The organism is Actinopolyspora lacussalsi subsp. righensis, assembly GCF_900116555.1.
Classification (GTDB): domain Bacteria; phylum Actinomycetota; class Actinomycetes; order Mycobacteriales; family Pseudonocardiaceae; genus Actinopolyspora; species Actinopolyspora lacussalsi.
In genome coordinates this window covers 366,522-381,994 of record NZ_FPAT01000002.1, presented here as the reverse complement: position 1 = coordinate 381,994, position 15,473 = coordinate 366,522, and the positions used below count along the sequence as shown (strand labels likewise).

Annotated in this window: 17 protein-coding genes and 1 tRNA gene; 3 read left to right on the top strand and 15 right to left on the bottom strand. The window is 65.5% G+C overall.

What is annotated here, in order from left to right:
* Window positions 1–74: 74 nt before the first annotated feature.
* The 10 genes from BM394_RS05210 to BM394_RS05165 all read right to left on the bottom strand — a co-directional run bounded on the left by BM394_RS05210 (window position 75) and on the right by BM394_RS05165 (window position 8,017).
* Window positions 75–653 (bottom strand): hypothetical protein, encoded by a 579-nt coding sequence (locus tag BM394_RS05210; protein WP_130469125.1) that lies wholly within the window; start codon window positions 651–653, stop codon window positions 75–77.
* Window positions 653–1,414, bottom strand: coding sequence for a hypothetical protein (locus BM394_RS05205; RefSeq protein ID WP_092974541.1), 762 nt, complete (start codon window positions 1,412–1,414; stop codon window positions 653–655). The genes BM394_RS05210 and BM394_RS05205 overlap by 1 nt, the downstream gene beginning before the upstream one ends.
* A gap of 24 nt (window positions 1,415–1,438) precedes the next feature.
* Window positions 1,439–1,768 (bottom strand): BAR domain-containing protein, encoded by a 330-nt coding sequence (locus BM394_RS05200; RefSeq protein WP_092974538.1) that lies wholly within the window; start codon window positions 1,766–1,768, stop codon window positions 1,439–1,441.
* A 2-nt stretch (window positions 1,769–1,770) separates the two neighbouring features.
* Window positions 1,771–2,508, bottom strand: coding sequence for a hypothetical protein (locus tag BM394_RS05195; RefSeq protein ID WP_139235140.1), 738 nt, complete (start codon window positions 2,506–2,508; stop codon window positions 1,771–1,773).
* A gap of 529 nt (window positions 2,509–3,037) precedes the next feature.
* Entirely contained in the window at window positions 3,038–3,415 is a 378-nt protein-coding gene (locus BM394_RS05190) for a DUF1330 domain-containing protein (RefSeq protein WP_092975105.1), read from the bottom strand.
* Between the two features lie 339 nt (window positions 3,416–3,754).
* Window positions 3,755–3,827, bottom strand: a tRNA-Ala gene (locus BM394_RS05185).
* A gap of 90 nt (window positions 3,828–3,917) precedes the next feature.
* The gene (gene sepX, locus BM394_RS05180; protein ID WP_245779987.1) at window positions 3,918–4,547 is read right to left on the bottom strand and encodes a divisome protein SepX/GlpR; all 630 of its coding nucleotides are present in this window, start codon (window positions 4,545–4,547) and stop codon (window positions 3,918–3,920) included.
* 513 nt (window positions 4,548–5,060) lie between these two features.
* Window positions 5,061–5,726, bottom strand: a complete 666-nt coding sequence (locus BM394_RS05175; protein ID WP_092974529.1) for a GNAT family N-acetyltransferase — start codon at window positions 5,724–5,726, stop codon at window positions 5,061–5,063.
* 79 nt (window positions 5,727–5,805) lie between these two features.
* A complete protein-coding gene (glp, locus tag BM394_RS05170) occupies window positions 5,806–7,029 on the bottom strand; it encodes a molybdotransferase-like divisome protein Glp (RefSeq protein WP_092974526.1) in 1,224 nt (407 codons plus the stop codon).
* 64 nt (window positions 7,030–7,093) lie between these two features.
* Entirely contained in the window at window positions 7,094–8,017 is a 924-nt protein-coding gene (locus BM394_RS05165) for a UTP--glucose-1-phosphate uridylyltransferase (RefSeq protein ID WP_092974524.1), read from the bottom strand.
* A 37-nt stretch (window positions 8,018–8,054) separates the two neighbouring features.
* Between BM394_RS05165 and BM394_RS05160 the strand changes: the two genes are divergently transcribed.
* The 3 genes from BM394_RS05160 to BM394_RS05150 all read left to right on the top strand — a co-directional run bounded on the left by BM394_RS05160 (window position 8,055) and on the right by BM394_RS05150 (window position 10,198).
* Window positions 8,055–8,651, top strand: coding sequence for a 5-formyltetrahydrofolate cyclo-ligase (locus BM394_RS05160; protein ID WP_217643357.1), 597 nt, complete (start codon window positions 8,055–8,057; stop codon window positions 8,649–8,651).
* A 222-nt stretch (window positions 8,652–8,873) separates the two neighbouring features.
* Window positions 8,874–9,233 (top strand): FmdB family zinc ribbon protein, encoded by a 360-nt coding sequence (locus BM394_RS05155; RefSeq protein WP_092975102.1) that lies wholly within the window; start codon window positions 8,874–8,876, stop codon window positions 9,231–9,233.
* Window positions 9,234–9,538: 305 nt separating this feature from the next.
* Window positions 9,539–10,198 (top strand): SAF domain-containing protein, encoded by a 660-nt coding sequence (locus BM394_RS05150; RefSeq protein WP_092974518.1) that lies wholly within the window; start codon window positions 9,539–9,541, stop codon window positions 10,196–10,198.
* A gap of 143 nt (window positions 10,199–10,341) precedes the next feature.
* Here BM394_RS05150 and BM394_RS05145 read toward each other — a convergent pair whose 3' ends face one another.
* From BM394_RS05145 to BM394_RS05125, 5 genes are all read right to left on the bottom strand, one after another.
* A complete protein-coding gene (locus BM394_RS05145; protein WP_092975099.1) occupies window positions 10,342–10,521 on the bottom strand; it encodes a hypothetical protein in 180 nt (59 codons plus the stop codon).
* A 172-nt stretch (window positions 10,522–10,693) separates the two neighbouring features.
* The gene (locus BM394_RS05140; RefSeq protein WP_092975096.1) at window positions 10,694–11,194 is read right to left on the bottom strand and encodes a molybdenum cofactor synthesis domain-containing protein; all 501 of its coding nucleotides are present in this window, start codon (window positions 11,192–11,194) and stop codon (window positions 10,694–10,696) included.
* 244 nt (window positions 11,195–11,438) lie between these two features.
* Window positions 11,439–13,241, bottom strand: a complete 1,803-nt coding sequence (locus tag BM394_RS23255; RefSeq protein ID WP_245779985.1) for a S1C family serine protease — start codon at window positions 13,239–13,241, stop codon at window positions 11,439–11,441.
* Between the two features lie 99 nt (window positions 13,242–13,340).
* Window positions 13,341–14,438 (bottom strand): galactose-1-phosphate uridylyltransferase, encoded by a 1,098-nt coding sequence (gene galT / locus BM394_RS05130; protein ID WP_092974515.1) that lies wholly within the window; start codon window positions 14,436–14,438, stop codon window positions 13,341–13,343.
* A complete protein-coding gene (locus tag BM394_RS05125; protein WP_092975090.1) occupies window positions 14,435–15,274 on the bottom strand; it encodes a DeoR/GlpR family DNA-binding transcription regulator in 840 nt (279 codons plus the stop codon). Before BM394_RS05125 ends, galT begins: the two co-directional genes overlap by 4 nt.
* Window positions 15,275–15,473: the final 199 nt, after the last annotated feature.

Sequence of the window (15,473 nt, the reverse complement as noted above, 5' to 3'; positions counted from 1 at the left end):
TTCCAGCACACCCGGGGAAAGGCGGAGGAGGATAACGACCATGCCCCTGAGAAGCTTCGGGAAAACGCGTTTGATCAGGCTTGTGGCGGTCCCGATGCCTGCGGAGGGCTGGGTGGTGAGTCCGGTTGAACCGGTGGTCCTACGATCTGCCCGGACAAGCCGTACTTGTGGAGGGTCTCAGGACCTGGTGGCAACAAACGCCGGACAACCAGGTAGTTCATCACGACCAAACCCAGCATGAACACGGGCATCAGCATGGCTATCACGAGCGACGCTGTTGACACGTCGGTCGGCTCGGTCGCATGAATAACCAGCGGTAGATATGCGACCCCCATTAACACCGCCTCGATAATCGACAGTGCCAGCAACGGACGACGCACTTGAGCCGCGATAGTCAAATTAAGATATCCGGCGGACAAGCTTCGACGTCCAGCCGGAAGATAGCTACCCGCCGCGAGCAGGCACAAAGTGCCGATTCCGAGAAACAGCTTCGCGATCATCAGGTCGCCATCGAGAAGCAGAACGATGACACCCAAGAACACAGCTGCGACGATCGATGGGACGCCACCACGTGCGAGCTTTTTTCTGATCCTGGCTTCAAGTGGTGGTGATACCCACATAAACTGGAGGTAAGGAAACGATCCGGGATACATCAATCAACCTGCCAGTTCGAAGCGTCGCCATCATTCGTGGTCGCATCCGAGAGATCAGCGTTGGAACGCGTCCACTCGTCGCCGAGGTCGCGGATCTTCTGATTGATGGCGGTTTGCTCAGCGTTGATGGTGTCGACCATACTCATAGTCGAGGAAACCGCGGTCGCGATGAGGCCGATGGCAGCGCCCACCGCACCCAGCAGGGTAGGAATGGCAGCAGGCAAGGTCACGATACCGCACGCCTCAACTATGGCGGCTACAATGGCTACGACGAATGCTCCCAACGCAATGAGCACGGCAGTCCAGAATGACTCGATTGCGTTACCCAAATTCGTCAGGGACGTTCTGAGCTGCTCCGCCAGTCCCTTGATGCCCTTGAGCCCCTCAGCCTGCGCGGGCACGAGTGCCTTGTAGGCTTCGGACGCCTTTCCTTCCCATTCGAGGTATGTACGCAGCTTGGGAAGCGCAATATCGCCAGCGGTATCATGTACCGGATCACCGACCTGGCTCATCCACTGATCGCCAGCACCCTTAAGCGCATCAGGCTCACCTCGTTCAGTAATCAGAAATCTTTTGACATCATTCCAAAACTCCTGCATTTTTTGACTGATATCATGCAACCCCTTCTTGACAGGATCAATCAAATGTGAAAACGCATCAGGAACCCAACTTAGAATATCATTAGCTTTATCGAAAAACTCTTTGATTTTCACATCAACTTCGTTCGCCTTGTCATTTACCTGCGCAGCCGTATCATTCATAGTTGCAACCCTTCGAATTTTCCCTTAATTCAACCCCTGGCCAGCTTGTTCAATTTTTCCTGCAGCATCTGTATCGTCGCGTTCGTACTGTTGGGCAGCACTCTCAAGATTGTCGCTAATATTTTGAAAATATTCCGCAGCTTTACCAAGCATGTCTTCGAGTGCAGCGCGCGCCGAATCGTACGTGGCGTCCAGCCCTCTCTCAGTGGCAAAAAAAGATATTTCCGCACCAGTAAGCTTCAGGTTAGAGATGCTGTTGAGAGGACCTTTTATATCGGCCGCTGCCGTGTTCCATACCGCAGCATCGGAGCGCATGGCATCGAGCGCCGCGTTGATACTTTCATTGCCAGACATACCTACTCACCTTTATCGTTCGGACGGTGTCCGGGCGTAAGCCCCACGCGCCGCATGAGCGCTTGGGGATCCCTGACAAGCGCGTTGAGTTCAGCGATGTTACGGCTCTGAGGCCCGTTAGCGAGCTCTCCAAGAGAACTCTTTTTATTAACCCTTTTGAGAGCCTCGGTAATCTCGGCTTCGATTTCGCTCTCACGGGCGGATCCAGCCCACTGCGGGTTAATCTCTACGCTCAGGAGCTGTCCACGCTGCCCTGAGGCCGTCACGTGTCCACCAGAACTATCGACGTGTGTTGGCTGGTCGGCGACGGCGGAAACCTGACGCATAAAGTCGTTGAGATCTGCGGTGACAGCATCCAGCAAGCGCATGGCATCTTCGGATGTGATGTGACTTTCGTCAGCGGTGGGCTCTGCGGACTCGGATCGGACAGACGAACCGGCGACCGCTGCCTCAGGATCGAACCCTTCCATCTTCTGCGACAACGCCTGCGCCGTGGCGGCGTTGGCTGCCTCAAGGACGACACTGTTCAGGCTGTGCGGCTCGACACTGCCTTTCCATCCGGAAGCAAGGCGCACAGCAACTACATCACCATCTGACATGACTTCGACAGTCACGACTCCGGATGCGTCCCGTCCGGTGAGTACGTTCGCACTCCCCTCGGCGGTATCACGTATGTCTTGATCCTCGTACTGGGTTCGTTCCCAGTCCTCATCGTTGAGTGTCCATCCAGCCTCGTTCACAGTGGCCGAGGCTAGCAGTCCACTATGCTCCAAAATGCCGATCTCACGTGATTCATTCCGGTTTTCCTCGCTAGACCGATGGTGCGACCACCGTTTCCCGCGCCGAGCGAGTGGCTCAGTTTGCAGCGGTTGATGCCACGTTCGACGATGTCGCACTGCCGGTGGGCAGCAGAGTCAAAGTCGGGTGGATGTCCGCTGCGAGATCCACCTCGTTGACGGTGCCGGGTCTGAGCGGCCGGGTTTCGGCATGAGGGGGCGATACCCGACGCCGCGGATATCGACGAATGTCCCGCAATGCGTAGGTCCTGTGGACAATCACGCGCATCGGCCTACCGCGTGGACGCCCGCAGCCGGACGGCGAGATGCGTGCACGACGGCCGGCAACGGCCCGAAAACGGATGCCTCGCCGTCCTGCCCTCTGAAGTGACCAGCGGGCTCGAGGAGTACCTGACGCCTACCGGACAATCGGCCCTGCGGTACCGGGATTCACTCCGGCGGTCGGCGCGACGCTCCCCGCCGCCCGAGCTCGTCAGGAGTCGCGACGCGAGCCCCAGGGGAGAGTCGGCTGGAGCACGGCCTCAGCGAGCCCACGGGCACGCAGACCGGTGATCTCCTGGTACTCGGGATCCGCGACCATACGGCTGAACGCCTCCCGATCGGGGTATCGGACGAGCAGCACCGCGTCCCAGTCCTGTCCTTCCTCGGCGACCAAGGGTGTAGTTCCATCGCCGACATAGATGACCTCACCCCCGTAACGCTGCAGCAAGGGCCTGGCCCGCCTCGAGTACTCCTCGTATGAAGAGCGGCCGTCCGGGGTGAACCGCAGCAGGTTGAGCATCACGAAAGGTCCCTCCGGGACTTCGTCCAGCACGCGTGCGAGATCGTCCGCCGCGGGATCGACTGCCATCGACACTCCCTGTAGTAGTCGGATTCTCGTAGCGACGGCATTCGCTACAGCACGAAGGTCACCCAAGTTCGGACACCGAGCACCGACATGCATACCGTCCAGTCGGTACGCTACTCGGATACCTCCGCGCGCCGCTAGAGGTGGTTGGAGATCGGGGTCATGGCGATGGGAGGCCCAGTCCGGTCTTGGCGAGGTAACCGGTGATCAGGTCGGGCTGGTGTCGCATTGGTGCCGGGCGGGGAGGAGGCACGCGACCCGGCTCCGCGATAAAAACGAGGCCGTCCCCGCTTTGCCAGCGGAAACGGCCTCGAAAAATGGTTCGCACAGTGAGCGACCCGGTGGAGCTGCGGGGAATCGAACCCCGGACCTTCTCGATGCGAACGAGACGCGCTACCAACTGCGCTACAGCCCCGGCGCTCCCGGCCTTCCGACCGAGTGCGCGACTAGCATAGCAACCGCCGCAGGCGGATGGGCACACCCCCCACCCATCCGCCGTTCGACGTTATTCTCCCACCGCACGGCGGTACGGCTGCCACAACCGATCGTCGAGTTCGTCGAACTCGGGATCCTCGTCGTCGATGTCGAGCACCTCGGCGTCCCCGGGACGGGAAACGTCCGGTCGTGCCCCCGCGGGCCTCTCCTCCGGAACGGGCTCGTCGGCCGGGTAACCGGACTCGGTCACGGCGTGCGGGGAGCCCTCGTGCCCCTTGTCACGCTCGTCCGACTCACCGGAGAGCCGCGCGAGCCTGCGACTGCGCACGTCCTCCTCGATCCGCACCTGCTTACGCAGATACCCCAGGTATCCGATCAGCAGCAGATCGGTGAGACCGTGCACCCACCACAGCGCCGACCAGGACAACCCGGCGAGCACCGCGGTCACCACGGCCACCGCGAGCATGGCTAGCACGATCCGCTGTCTGCGCGCGTACTTGGTACGTGCCGCCAGCGCGGCGGCGTCCGGATCGAAGCCACCTCGGCCGGGGCGGTAACGCCGTCCCGACCCCGTCTCGTCGCTGTCCGAACCACTCCAGTGCTCGCGTCCCGTGGCGTCGAACTCGTCGTCGACGTCGGTTCGGTCCGAGTCGTCCCGCGCGGCCGATGAACGGGACTTGCCTGCTGTGCTGTCAGGCATCGTGAGCGCCTCCTTGTTTCCACTGCCGCTCGTTCCACCCGCCCCGGGCCGGGACTGGCCACCGCGCCGAACCACTCGCGAGTTCAGCGCGGTATCCGTCGTACGTGGGACTCGTCGGCCGCGGCGGACGAACATGGGCACCAGAACGACGAGCCAAGCCGCTGCCAACCCCACGAAAATCAGTGCGCTGAGCACACCTTGCCACCTCCCCCTGGCAAACGGCGGCACACACCTGCACTGTCCACGTTATCCAGAACCCTCATACCTGTCTTGGAGCCACGCCGAGCCCGGCTCGCTCCAAGCACGCACGAAAATCCCGCAAACGGGGCAAGACACGACGCGCAGTGATCAAATTTTGTCGATGGATTTCACCCGAAAGAACCAGTGATTCCTAATGAGATCGTGTGATCGTCAATACACAACATCATCAGAGAGCGCGTTCGGCGGAATCATCGACCCCGCACAGCGGGCGGAACGCCCGGTGGCCGCGGCAGCCGAGTCGGAGCTGCTCCGTCAGGGCCGCTCGGCACGACCCGATCGAATCAACGCGGCCACCGCCCCTTCGGGGACCTCCTCACGGGTCAACGCGTAAACCCAGTGGTCGCGCCAGGCTCCGGCCACGTCGAGATACCGCTCGAACAACCCCTCGCGCCGGAACCCCGACTTCTCCAGGACCCGCACACTGGGTGAGTTCTCCGGACGCACCGTCGCCTCCAGTCGGTGGAGTCCGGTCGGGCCGAAGCAGTGGTCCACGGCCAGCGCCACGGCGGCTGTGGCCACTCCCGAGCCCGCGCTCTGCCGCGAGACCCAGTAGCCGATCCATCCGGAACGCAACGCACCCCGGATGATGTTCCCGATGGTGAGCTGCCCCGCCAACGCACCGTCCAGCGTTATGACGAACGGCAGCACATGGCCGCGTCTCGCCATCCTGCGCAGCGCGTTCCACTGTCCGAACCAGGCAGTGCTCGTGTTGCGCTGGTTCCAGTCACCACCGGTGGGTTCCCAACGCCGCAGGTAGTCCCTGTCCCGCAGCCGCACCTCGCTCCAAGCGGCGGCGTCGCGCAGCCTGGGCGGGCGCAACGCCACCCTGCCCGCCGGCACCACCAGCGGCCCGACCCTGGCGGGCCAACCGGGATGTCTGCCCTCGGCGAGCTCGAATTCGGGGACGGCTCCCGCCATAACGAACACCGGCTCCCATCACTGGAAACGCTGACTCGAAAGCACCCCGCCGCGCCGAGCGGATGCGTCAGCACTGTTCTCAGGACCGCTGTGACAGGAAACTCACCCGGAGCCACTCGCCTGCCACGGCCTGAGTGACGTCCTCGTCGAGCATCATCAGGCAATTGGCCTCGGCCAACGAAGCCAGCAGATGCTCCTCGGAGCCGCCCACCGGCTGCACCAGGTAGGAACCGCCCTCGGCGTCGCGCAGCAGTCTGCCCCGTACGAAACCGCGTCTCCCCTTCGTGGACGAAACCGGCGATACCAGCTCCGCTGCTATGGAACGACGATGCGGATTCGCCTTGCCCAGCGCCGAGCGCAACAGCGGCCTTATCAGTACTTCGAAGACGACGAGAGCGCTCACGGGGTTGGCGGGGAGCAGGAAGGTGGGCACCCGGTCGGGCCCCAGTCGTCCGAATCCCTGGGTGGAACCGGGGTGCATGGCCACTCTCGTGGTGTCGAGCTCGCCGAGCTCCGCCAAACAGGAGCGGACCTCCTCGGCCGCGGAACCGCCCGCACCGCCGGCGATGATCACGATCTCGGAAAGCAGCAGCCTGCCCTCCACCACCTCGCGCAGGCGTTTGGGATCGGAATCGACGATGCCCACCCTGGTCACCTCGGCACCGGCGTCCCTGGCCGCCGCCGCGAGCGCATAGGAGTTCACGTCGTAAACCTGCCCCGCACCGGGAGTACGGTCCACATCGACCAGTTCCGGTCCCAACGAGATGATCGATATCCGCGGTCTGGGATGCACCAGTACCTTGCTCCTGCCGACCGCGGCCAGCAGACCGACCTGGGCGGGACCGATCGCCGTGCCCCGCCGGACCGCGGCGTCACCGGACCGCACGTCCTCACCCTCGCGACGGACGAAGGCCGCCGAGGGCACCGAACGCCAGATCGTGACCTTGGCGGGATGCTGATCCGTCTCCGAGACCGGCACCACCGCGTCGGCCAGCGTCGGCAGCGGGGCGCCGGTGGTGACGTGAACCGTCTGACCCGGCTGCAGTCGACGGGGCTGTCGTGAACCGGCGGTCACCTCACCCACTACGGGCAGCTCCACCGGTTCACTACCGGCGTGGCGAACATCGACGCTGCGAACCGCGTAGCCGTCCACGGCGGCCTGGTCGGCACCCGGCAACGCCCGCTCCGCCACGACTTCCTCGGCGCACAACAAGCCCTGCGCCTCCGCTATTGCCACCCGAACAGGTGAAGGCCGCACGGCGGCCGCGAGTACCCGTGCAAGCTGTTCATCCACTGATCTCATGGCTCGACCTCTTCGGCGAAGACACTGTTGACCGGTACGCGCACGGGACAGCGGCGTACGGAGCTCAGCTCCGGTTCAACCGTTCGCCCAGCCACTCTCGCAGGTCAGTCCCGTACTCGGAGTCCCGCAGCGCGAAATCGACCGCCGCTTTCAGGAAACCTCCGGGATTTCCCAGATCGTGCCGCGTCCCGCGATGGACCACGACGTGGACCGGGTGCCCCTCGGCGATCAGCAACGCTACGGCATCGGTCAGTTGCAGTTCACCGCCGGCACCCGGTTCGATGCGCCGCAACGCGTCGAACACCTGACGGTCGAGCAGATAGCGGCCCGCGGCCGCGAGATTGGATGGGGCCTCGGCGGGTTGGGGCTTCTCCACCATGCCGCGGACACGTTTGACATCGGGCTCCTCGGTGTCGGAAACGTCGAAGACGCCGTAGGAAGAGGTCCGCTCGGGCGGCACGTCGAAGGCACACAGCACGCTGCCGCCGTGACGGGAACGCACCTCGGACATCCTGGTCAGCACACCGCTCTCGTCGGCACTCGCGGGGTAGACCAGATCGTCCGGCAGCAGCACCGCGACAGCGTCCTCGTCGGCACCGAGGTTCGGCTCGGCACAGGCCACGGCGTGCCCGAGTCCCAGTGCCTTGTCCTGAATGGCGGAATCGGCCGTGATGAGCTCCGGGGCCCGGCGCACCTTGCGAAGCAGTCGCTGCTTGTCCCTGGCCTCGAGAGTGGCTTCCAGTTCCGGCTGGGGGTGGAAGTGTTCGACCACCGAACTCTTGTCCGGAGCGGTGACGACGACCAGGCGGTCGGCACCGGCTTCGGCCGCCTCCTCCGCCACCAGTTCGATTCCCGGTGTGTCGACGACCGGCAACAATTCCTTGGGCACGGATTTCGTGGCCGGGAGAAAGCGAGTTCCCAGCCCCGCCGCTGGAACGATCGCGGTGCGGAAAGCCGCAGCCGCCTGCGAGCTTGTCAGGCTACTCATGACCGCGAGCCTAGCGATATTGACTACCCTTCGTCTCGTGACGCTCTCGGAAGACGAACTGAACCGAAAAGAACAGTGGCGACGCAGGCTGGGTTCGGAACGTGACGCGCTCACCGAACGAACCCGTACCGAGGAGAACCGTGCGCTGCGAACGACGATAATCGAATGGTTGTCCGAGACACGGATCACAACCGTCTGCGCCTATGTGCCGGTGGGGTCCGAACCCGGATCACCGGAACTGCTCGACAGCCTCGTGGCACGGGGCCACCGCGTGTTGCTGCCCGTCATGGCGGGCAGGAACCCGTTGGAGTGGGCGGCCTACGAGGGGCCGGACTCGCTGCGTCGTGCGACCTACGGACTGCTGGAACCGAGCACGCCCCACCTGGGAGCGGGTGCGATCTCGGAGGCGGGCGCGGTGCTGGTTCCCGCCCTGGCCGTGGACCGACGAGGGGTACGCTTGGGTAAGGGTGCCGGTTTCTACGACCGGTCGTTGCCGCTGGCCGACGATTCGGCCGAGCTCGCGGCGGTGGTTCGGGACTCGGAGTTCGTCGAGGAACTGCCCGCCGAGGCACACGACGTGCGTGTCACCGGAGTCGTGACCCCCGCTTCCGGATTCACCCGCCTACCGGTGTGATTCCGGTTACGGGCGGTCCCCGAAGCTCCTTCGGGCGCGTGACATTATCGACGTCGCATTGTGACGCAGCCCCGATTGCGTCGGTGTCCAGCCGTGCAGCATTATCGTATTGGCACTCGTCCCGTTCGAGTGCCAATGTCGTTGTCCGGGGACCGGCACCGCGTGTGTCACCGAGCGCGGCGCGTCGATGCGTCGCCGTCCGATTCCGGAGGTATGAGACCCGTGCCCACTTACCAGTACGCCTGCACCGCCTGCGGGCACGATTTTGAGACCTTCCAGTCGTTGAGTGAGGACTCGCTCACCGACTGCCCGGAGTGCTCGGGCAGGCTGCGGAAGAAGTTCAACGCGGTGGGTGTCGTCTTCAAGGGCAGCGGGTTCTACCGCAACGACAGCCGCGGGTCGAACTCCTCGAGCGAGTCCGGGGCCTCGGCGGGGACGAACTCCGGCTCGGGCAACGGCTCCTCCGACAGCTCCGGTTCGGGAAGCTCCGGGAGTTCCGAGTCGTCGGGTGGGAGTTCCGGTGGTTCCTCGGAATCGAGCTCCTCCGGAGCCCAGACGCAGACCTCCGCGGCCACGAACTGACAGAACCGCTCCCTCGCGGATCCCGAGGTACGTCCGCTGTCCGGGCGAGCCACGGGCGGACAGCGGGAGACCGCACCGGCAGGCCCGGTTCGGCACCCCATCCGTTCCGCGGCTCGGCCGTACGGTGGCTCGCGGCAGGATGACGCGCGGGGACACGGGCTTCCTGACCCGGTTCCGCCACCCCCGCTGCCGTCCACATCCGGATCGACGCTCCACAGCGGAGCCGGTCGAGTTTGTTCGGAACCTCCGACGCCGCTCCAGACTCGTGGTGACGAGAATCACCACGCACCGAGCGGGAGATCGAATTGCGGGAAAGCACCGCTGACCGACGGCTACGGCGAGGCGCGCGGGAACGGCTGCGCGAGACGATGCGGATGCGGGGCAGACGAATCGTGCTGCTCCGTCGTGCCCTGGCGGCCGTGCTGCTGCTGATGGCGGGGTGGTACGCACTGCCCGCGCACTCCGGGACCGCTTCGAGAACGAAGACGGTGCTGACCGCGTCCCGAGATCTGACTCCGGGGACCCGGGTCGGTCCGCGGGACGTCACGACGGTCCGGATGCCGGAGCGGCTGGTTCCGGACCGAGCGCTGCGGCAGCGAGAACGAGTCACCGGCGAGGTCCTGGCACGCGCGGCGCGTCGCGGCGAACCACTGACCGACCTGAGCCTGTTGGACGATCCGCTCACCGAGCTGACCACGGGTGGCGAAACCGAGGCCGCGGTCGCGATCCGGCCCGCCGACGAGGCGGTGGCCGAACTGCTTCACCCCGGCCTGCGCGTGGACATAGTCGGCGGCAGGAGCGGAAACACCCGGATACTGGCCGAACGAGCGACCGTCGTAGCGGTTCATCCCTCCGAGGGGGACGCCGAAGGCGACACACTTGTGGTCGTCGGGCTCGAACGCCGTCGCGCCGCCGACGTGGCCGCGGCGACGCTACACGAATCGGTGACGATGACCCTGCGCTGAATAGAAGCAGCCCTGGATCTACCCCGCGCTGAATCGCTCTCACCGTCCACTGTCGCGCGGCTCGAACGGCGTCGATTTCTCGCGAAATCGCCGCGCGGCTTCGACGCAGACCGCACTCCGAGCCGCCGACCTCACTCGAAAGGTCAGGAGTCGTGATGGGGCGGTCTGTTCTCGATGTACCAGGAGTTCGAGCCCCCGTTCTCGGAGCCGTCACGCTCGTCCGCCGTGGTTTCCGGCAGTACATCGCCGAAAATCTCGTCGATCGAACGGGATCGGCGCCGCGAAGCCGGTTGTCGCCCGGCCTGATATTCCTGCTGGTTCACGACGCCATTGTCCCGCTCGTTCTCGCCCGTCGCCACGGAGCCGTCCCCGTGCGCACCTCCGGTGCTCCACAGCGGGGAGGTCTCGTGGTGCTCCTGGAGTGTGCTCAGTTCGCCGTGACGGCCGGTGGTGGTCTGTTTCGCCGCGCACCGCGCCCGCGACGTGGCACCGCCGTCAGATGCCGTCGATGCCGGAAAGCTGCTCGATCACGTGCGTCACCAGCGGGGTCAGCGTGGCCATACCGTCCCGGATGGCCGCGCGCGAACCGGCCAGGTTGACAACCAGCGTGCTGCCGGAGACGCCGACCAGACCACGGGAAACCCCCGCGTCGACGGCTCCCGCCGCCAGTCCGGAGGCGCGCAGCGCCTCGGCGATCCCGGGAACCGGTCGATCCAACACGCCGGACGTGGCGTCCGGCGTGACGTCGCGCGGCGACACCCCGGTGCCGCCGACGGTGATGACCATGTCCACGCCGCCGATCACGGCTGTGTTCAACGCGTTCCTGATTTCCACGGTCTCACCGGCGACTGCGACGCTGCCGTCGACGATGAATCCCGCCTCCTCCAACAGCTCGGTCACCAACGGACCGGTGGTGTCCTCCTGCTCACTCTGCGAGACCCGGTCGTCGACAACGACCACCAGCGCTCGTCCCAACCGCTGCGCGTTGCGTTCCATATCGCTCACCGTAGCGGCCGACGGATCACCGTCCGGATCCAGTGGATCCGATGTCTTCACCTCGCGGAGCGGGTGATCCACGACACTGCCGTATCGACCGTCCATGTCTGCTCCTGATCATCGGGGGGGGTACTGCGTGGTGCTCGGATCCATCCGGGCGCTCGATGGCTTCGGGTATTCGAGAGCTCCGGGTATTCGAGAGCTCCGGGCACTCAAGGGCAGGGCACCAACGCCGGAGGTCTCACTACTCCCGGCCGGTCAGTGTCGCTTCGACCGTGTGCTTGTTGCCACCCTGCTCGTTGGTGATGGTCAGCGTGACGGTATCGCCCGGCGCGTAGGAGCGGATGGCCGCGATCAGCTCGTCGCCGCTGGTGATCGTGCGATCGTTCACCTTGGTGATGACGTCACCGCTCTTGACACCGGCCTCGGCCGCCGGTCCACCCGAGGGAACCTCCACGACGAGACCACCGTTGACGTTTCCGACGACCCGCACCTGCACACCGAGCGTGGTACGAGCGGCCGATCCGTCCTCGATGAGCTGCTTGCCGATCCTACGGGCGTGGTCGATCGGGATAGCGAAACCGAGTCCCACCGATCCGGCCTGTTCGCTGGAGGAACTGGGGCTGTAGATGGCGGAGTTGATGCCGATCACCCGGCCGTTCATGTCGACGAGCGGCCCACCCGAGTTGCCGGGGTTGATCGCGGCGTCGGTCTGCAACGCGTTGAGCACCGTGGCCTGAGTTCCGCTCTGGCCGCCCGCGCGGACAGGACGGTCCTTGGCACTGATGATACCGCTGGTCACGGTTCCGGAGAGCCCGTACGGGGATCCGATCGCGACCACTCCCGAGCCGACATCCAGCTCTCCCGAGTTGCCCAACTTCGCCGGGGTCAGACCGGTGACATCGGCTTTGACCACGGCGAGATCGGACCACGGGGCGGTACCGACCACGTTGAGCTGACCGACCTGTCCGTCGTTGAAGCGCGCGACGAGATCACCGCCCGCCTGGGAGGCCCCCTCCACGACGTGATTGTTCGTGAGGATGTATCCGTCCTCGCTGATGATGATTCCCGAGCCGGATCCCGAAGCACCCCTGGTGGTTTGCACCTGGATCTGCACCACGCTCGGCAGCACCGTGTCGGCGACGGATCGCACCGACCCCGAGGGCGCGCTGCTGCTGTTCTCCGAGGAGGGTGCCTGCTGGTCGAAGGAGGTGACTACGCCGCTGCCCCCGGTGGCCTGGTAAACGGCGTAGGTGCCTCCAGCGCCTCCCACCAGACCGGCCACCAGGGCTAACGCGGTCATACCGACCAGCAGGCGCCCACGAGCACCGCCACTCCCGGATCTCGGTGGCTCCTCGACCGGGGGCTGGGGGTACTGCTGGGTCATGTAGGGGTATTGCGGATCGGTCTGTGGTGGCAGTTGCTGCGCGCCGTACTGCCCCGGCTGCTGCGGGCCACCCGCGGCAGCACCGGGCTGGCCCGCGTACTGGCCGGGATACTGCCCCGGCTGCATCGGCTGCCCGGGCTGTCCCGGGTACTGCTGTCCCGGGTATTGCTGGCCCGGGTATTGCTGGCCCGGGTACTGCTGCTGGCCCGCGTACTGCTGTGGCGGATTGCCCAACCCGTGGGGCTGCTGGGGCTGCTGGGACTGCTGCGGGGTGTACGGCTGCTGGGGCTCGGTACCGGAGTGCGGGCTCCACGGTCGCTGCTCGGAGGCCTCGGACGGGTCGGACGAGGGAGTGGATTCCGTGCCGGTGGTGGGACCGGTGGAGGTGGTGTGGTCGGTTCCGGACCGCGAAGCTCCCTGTTGCCACGTGGTCGAATCCTCGGTGCTGTCCGGTGCGGCTCCGGAGGCGTCGACTCGCTGCGTCGACTCCGGCGGCGGCCCCTCGGAGCTTTCCCGAGCCTCTCCGGACTCCGCGGGTCCCGTCGAAGCGGCACCGGCGACGCCTTGTTCACCGGACTCCGGCCGAGGAGCACCGTACTCGGTCGGTGTGTCGGGGCGATCCTGACTTTCGTCGGGAGAACCAGGGTGATTTTCGCTCATGTCTCCACTCTGCGCTATCCGGCTGAGAGCCGCCTGAGATCAGGCTTGGAAGCGAACGATGAATCCGTTCCGCCTCCCCGGGCCGGGCGGGCAGGCCGATCAGAACACCTCGCGAAGTCGCTCCGCGACCTGTTCCGGGGTCACATCACTGATCCAGACTCCCATCCCGGACTCCGAACCGGCCAGGTATTTGAGCTTGTCCGGCGAGCGCAGCACCGAGAACAGGTTCAGGTGCAGCCAGGACAGTTCCCTGCCGAACCGAACGGGCGCCTGCTGCCACGCCGCGATGTAGGGCAGCGGCCTGCCGTAGAGACGGTCCAGTCTGCGCAGCGCGTCGAGATAGACCTCGGCGAGATCGTCGCGTTCCTCGGCGGTGAGGGCGGCCAGGTCGGGAGCCCGACGGTGTGGGACGACCATGAGCTCCACGGGCCAACGGGCGGCGGGTGGCACGAACACCGTCCAGTGCTCGGATTCGCGGATCACGCGTTGCCCGGAGGAACGCTCGGCGGCGAGCACGTCACCGAGCAGGTGGCTGCCGTGGGTTCGGTGGTGTTCCTCGGCGTTTCGCAGCAGCTGGCCGGTCTTGGGGGTGACGAAGGGATACCCGTAGATCTGGCCGTGCGGATGATGCAGCGTCACCCCGATCTCCTCGCCCCGGTTCTCGAAGCAGAACACCTGTTCCACCCCGTTCACCTCGGCGAGTTCGGCCGTGCGGTCGGCCCAGGCGTCCACGACGGTGCGCGCGTGTCGTGGGGTCAGCGCGGCGAACGAGCTGCGGTGCTCGGACGTGAAGCACACGACCTCACACCTGCCACTGGCCGGAGCCCGTCGGACCAGTGGATCCGTGTCCAGCACTCCGGGGCCGGAAAAAGCGGACGGTTCCTCGGGCGCCGCGAACGAGGGGAACCGGTTCTCGAACACGGCGACCTCGTAGTCGCCCTCCGGGATCTCACTGGGTTTGCCCGGCTCGCTGGGACACAACGGGCAAAGATCGGCCGGCGGCTTGTAGGTGCGGCTCTGCCGATGTGCGGCCATGGCGATCCACTCGCCGGTCAACGGGTCACGCCGCATCTCCGGTGCCGTGGGTGGCCCGTCGAGCTCACGGAGGTCCTCGGCGGTTCGTTCCGGCGCCGTGGCCTCCGAGTCGAAGTAGATGATTTCCCGCCCGTCGGCCAGCTGCCGCGCGGTTCGCCTCACTGCTCACTCTCCGCCCGCATAGTGTCCTCATACGTGGAATCGGCCGATTCGCCCCGCTCACCGGAGACGGGAGCGATCGACAGCTCCGCGATCCGCTCCCCGAGCACCCGACGCGCTTCCTCGGGCAATCCGTCATCACTGATCAGCACGTCGGCCTCCTCGAGGCCGACGATGGTGGAGATACCGACCGTGGACCACTTGGCGTGATCCGCTATCACGACCAGCCGGTTGGCCGCCCGCGCGAGCGCGCGGTTGGTCTCGCTCTCGTCGAGATTGGGTGTGGTGAAACCGGCGCGGGTGCTCATCCCGTGCACCCCCAGGAAGACCAGATCCAGGTGCAGCGAGTGCAGCGCGCGCACGGCCACCGGACCGACGAGCGCGTCGGATGGGGTACGCACCCCACCGGTCAGGATCACGGTGCGGTCGGCACGGCCGCGCTGCTGGAGCACATCGGCGATGCGCACGGAATTGGTCACCACGGTCAGATCGGCGACGTCGTCGAGGTGCCGTGCCAGCGTCCAGGTGGTGGTGCCCGCCGAGAGCCCGATGGCCGACCCCGGGCGGACGAGCCGCGCGGCCCGCTCGGCTATGGCTTCCTTCTCCGCGGGTTGGTACACCGACTTGGCTTCGAAACCGGGCTCGTCGGTGCTGCGGTCCAGCACGGAGGTGGCGCCGCCGTAGACCTTCTCGACCGCCCCGCGTGCCGCCAAGGCGTCGAGATCCCTGCGGATGGTCATATCGGACACGCCGAGGCGCTGCACGAGGTCGCTCACCTGCACAGCGCCGGTTCTACGAACTTCGTCCAGTATCATGTCCTGACGCTGACGTGCCAGCATCACCACTCCAACCCCGCCGTGTTCGCCGCGAATCCGACGCGAGTGTCGCGATCGAAGTCATCACGAAACCACGCGAACTTTACTCGTCAAGTAAACACAAACCAACAATACCCTACACGAAGCAGCATAGAAACCACACAAAGCCAGCACCACTCCGCCAGGTGTGCTGCAGACGTGGGAAACAGCCCGTCCGGCGATC

What these genes read in the sequence shown, in the direction of transcription:
- BM394_RS05210 (WP_130469125.1), bottom strand. Translation starts at nt 653, where the DNA reads ATGTATCCCGGATCGTTTCCTTACCTCCAGTTTATGTGGGTATCACCA.
- BM394_RS05140 (WP_092975096.1), bottom strand. Translation starts at nt 11,194, where the DNA reads ATGGAACGCAACGCGCAGCGGTTGGGACGAGCGCTGGTGGTCGTTGTC.
- sepX (WP_245779987.1), bottom strand. Translation starts at nt 4,547, where the DNA reads ATGCCTGACAGCACAGCAGGCAAGTCCCGTTCATCGGCCGCGCGGGAC.
- BM394_RS05175 (WP_092974529.1), bottom strand. Translation starts at nt 5,726, where the DNA reads ATGGCGGGAGCCGTCCCCGAATTCGAGCTCGCCGAGGGCAGACATCCC.
- BM394_RS05165 (WP_092974524.1), bottom strand. Translation starts at nt 8,017, where the DNA reads ATGAGTAGCCTGACAAGCTCGCAGGCGGCTGCGGCTTTCCGCACCGCG.
- glp (WP_092974526.1), bottom strand. Translation starts at nt 7,029, where the DNA reads ATGAGATCAGTGGATGAACAGCTTGCACGGGTACTCGCGGCCGCCGTG.
- BM394_RS05125 (WP_092975090.1), bottom strand. Translation starts at nt 15,274, where the DNA reads ATGCTGGCACGTCAGCGTCAGGACATGATACTGGACGAAGTTCGTAGA.
- BM394_RS05190 (WP_092975105.1), bottom strand. Translation starts at nt 3,415, where the DNA reads ATGGCAGTCGATCCCGCGGCGGACGATCTCGCACGCGTGCTGGACGAA.
- BM394_RS05205 (WP_092974541.1), bottom strand. Translation starts at nt 1,414, where the DNA reads ATGAATGATACGGCTGCGCAGGTAAATGACAAGGCGAACGAAGTTGAT.
- BM394_RS05200 (WP_092974538.1), bottom strand. Translation starts at nt 1,768, where the DNA reads ATGTCTGGCAATGAAAGTATCAACGCGGCGCTCGATGCCATGCGCTCC.
- BM394_RS23255 (WP_245779985.1), bottom strand. Translation starts at nt 13,241, where the DNA reads ATGAGCGAAAATCACCCTGGTTCTCCCGACGAAAGTCAGGATCGCCCC.